3 protein-coding genes are annotated in these 3122 nt (G+C 55.7%); all 3 read left to right on the top strand.

Annotated features, from left to right (window positions below; genetic code table 11):
- Window positions 1-104 precede the first annotated feature (104 nt).
- Window positions 105-581, top strand: a complete 477-nt coding sequence (locus tag AC1DRJ_RS22695) for a PaaI family thioesterase (RefSeq protein ID WP_477804117.1) — start codon at window positions 105-107, stop codon at window positions 579-581.
- Window positions 578-1030 (top strand): PaaI family thioesterase, encoded by a 453-nt coding sequence (locus AC1DRJ_RS22700; RefSeq protein WP_477804118.1) that lies wholly within the window; start codon window positions 578-580, stop codon window positions 1028-1030. Before AC1DRJ_RS22695 ends, AC1DRJ_RS22700 begins: the two co-directional genes overlap by 4 nt.
- A gap of 81 nt (window positions 1031-1111) precedes the next feature.
- Window positions 1112-3016 carry a molecular chaperone HtpG gene (gene htpG / locus AC1DRJ_RS22705; RefSeq protein WP_477804119.1) on the top strand — a complete coding sequence of 635 codons (1905 nt, stop codon included), beginning with the start codon at window positions 1112-1114 and terminating at the stop codon, window positions 3014-3016.
- Window positions 3017-3122 lie beyond the last annotated feature (106 nt).

The raw sequence follows: 3122 nt of genomic DNA on the forward strand, positions 1-3122 counted from the left end.
ATGATAAGTTCCTCATTTCATACAAATATATGAAGGTTCTTCTTTAAGGAACTTTTTGCTTTTTCCAAGACTTCGGATCCCCACTAACTAGAGCTTTTTATCACATGGCCGAAAACCCTGTTTTTGAGCGTGCGACGCGATTTTTGTCAGCGCTCCGGCATTGTCAGGTACTCGGGCTGCGGGTACACAGCGCCAGTAATGACGGACTAACGGTCATCCTGCCGTACAGCCCACAAATCGTTGGCAACCCTCAAACTGGCGTGATCCACGGCGGTGCGCTGACATCGTTGATGGATACTGCCTGCGGCATGTCGACCCTGTGCGTGCTGCCCGAATTTGAAGTCTGCCCGACCCTGGATCTGCGCATCGACTACATGCATGCCGCTGAACCGCATAAAGATGTCTACGGTTTTGCCCAATGCTACCGAGTGACCACTGATGTGATATTTGCTCGCGGTTTCGCCTATCAGGACGATCCCGAGCACCCCATCGCCCACGTTGTCGGCACGTTCATGCGTATGGGCAAAGCCATCAAAGGCACTAAAGGCTTTGGCGGCGCCATCGCAGGAGGTGCGCAATGACTGATTCCTTCAAGGAACAACTGCAACAGGCCCACGAGGAGGGCGACTACGCGTCACTTTTGCACCTGATTCCTTACGCYAAACTGATCGGTGTCGAATGTTCACGGGTGGGGGATGATCTGCTGTTTCGCTTGCCAGCCAACAAGGACAACATTGGTAACCCGTTGTTGCCGGCGATTCATGGCGGCGTGATTGCCGGGTTCATGGAGCTTTCGGCCGCACTGCACCTGCTGATTTTCACCGGCTCACCGGGGGTGCCGAAAATCATCGACTTCTCTCTCGATTACCTGCGCGCCGGGCATTTCCGTGATACCTGGGCCAAATGTCAGGTGTGCCGACAGGGTCGCCGGGTCGCCAACGTAGCCGTTACTGCGTGGCAAAGCACCGAATCCGAGCCCATTGCGACGGCCCGTGCCCATTTCAAAATTGAAGAGCCCTTGAAATCCTGAACACAGCCCCCAACTCTGATGACAACCCGCCGCCGACCCTGAAGGTCGCGGCCACTGCCATCTGATTGGAGTTTGATGACCATGAGTGTGGAAACTCAAAAGGAAACCCTGGGCTTCCAGACCGAGGTGAAGCAACTGCTGCACCTCATGATCCATTCGCTGTATTCCAACAAGGAAATTTTCCTTCGCGAATTGATCTCGAACGCCTCTGACGCTGTCGACAAATTACGTTTCGAAGCCCTGTCCAAGCCTGAATTGCTGGAAGGTGGCGCCGAACTGAAAATCCGTGTGAGCTTCGACAAAGACGCTAAAACCGTCACCCTCGAAGACAACGGCGTTGGTATGAACCGTGAAGAAGCGATCACTCATCTGGGTACCATCGCCAAATCCGGCACAGCCGACTTCATGAAACACCTGTCTGGCGATCAGAAGAAAGATTCGCACCTGATCGGTCAGTTCGGTGTGGGTTTCTACTCTGCATTCATCGTCGCCGACAAAGTCGACGTGTTCAGCCGTCGTGCCGGTGATGCCGCCAGCGAAGGCGTGCACTGGTCGTCCAAGGGCGAAGGCGATTTCGAAGTTGCCACTGTTGAGAAAGCCGAGCGCGGCACTCGCATCGTTCTGCACCTGAAGTCCGGTGAAGACGAATTCGCCGATGGCTGGCGTCTGCGCAAMATCATCAAGAAGTACTCCGACCACATCGCTCTGCCGATCGAGTTGCCGAAAGAAGTGGCCGCCGCTGAAGGTGAAGAGCAGCCGGCCGTTGAATGGGAAACCGTCAACCGCGCCAGCGCCCTGTGGACCCGTCCTCGCACCGAAGTGAAGGACGAGGAATACCAGGAGTTCTACAAGCACGTTGCTCACGATTTCGAGAACCCGTTGAGCTGGAGCCACAACAAGGTCGAAGGCAAGCTCGAGTACAGCTCGCTGCTTTATGTGCCGGCCCGTGCTCCGTTCGATCTGTACCAGCGTGAAGCGCCGAAAGGCCTGAAGTTGTACGTGCAGCGCGTGTTCGTGATGGACCAGGCCGAGTCGTTCCTGCCGTTGTACCTGCGTTTCATCAAAGGCGTGGTCGATTCCAATGACCTGTCGTTGAACGTGTCGCGGGAAATCCTGCAGAAAGACCCGATCATCGATTCGATGAAGTCGGCGCTGACCAAGCGCGTTCTGGACATGCTGGAAAAACTGGCGAAGAACGAGCCGGAGCAATACAAGGGCTTCTGGAAGAACTTCGGTCAGGTCATGAAAGAAGGCCCGGCAGAAGACTTCGCCAACAAAGAGAAAATCGCTGGCCTGCTGCGTTTCGCATCGACCAACGGTGATGAAGGCGAGCAAGTGGTGGGTCTGGCCGAATACCTGGCTCGCGCCAAGGAAGGTCAGGACAAGATCTACTACCTGACCGGCGAAACCTACGCGCAAGTCAAAAACAGCCCGCACCTGGAAGTCTTCCGCAAGAAAGGCATCGAAGTGCTGCTGCTGACCGATCGCATCGACGAGTGGCTGATGAGCTACCTCAGCGACTTCGACGGCAAGAGCTTCGTTGACGTGGCGCGCGGTGATCTCGACCTGGGCAATCTGGACTCGGAAGAGGACAAGAAAGCTGCGGAAGAAGTCGCCAAGTCCAAAGAAGGTCTGGTTGAGCGTCTGAAAACCGCACTGGGTGACTCGGTTGCTGAAGTACGGGTTTCTCACCGTCTGACCGATTCCCCGGCGATTCTGGCGATCGGCGAGCAGGACCTGGGCATGCAGATGCGTCAGATCCTGGAGGCCAGTGGTCAGAAGGTTCCGGAATCGAAGCCAATCTTCGAATTCAACCCGGCTCACCCGCTGATCGAGAAGCTCGACAACGAGCAGAGCGAAGAGCGTTTCGGCGACCTGTCGCATATTCTGTTCGATCAGGCGGCCTTGGCTGCCGGTGACAGCTTGAAGGATCCGGCCGCGTATGTACGCCGTCTGAACAAGCTGTTGGTTGAGCTGTCAGTTTAACTGAGTTGTAAAAAAAACCCGCTTAGGCGGGTTTTTTTCATTCTGGCTGATCGTTCCCACGCTCCGCGTGGGAATGCCTCTAGGGACGCTCCGCGTCCAGTGACGC

It is taken from the genome of Pseudomonas sp. P5_B2 (genome assembly GCF_056400445.1).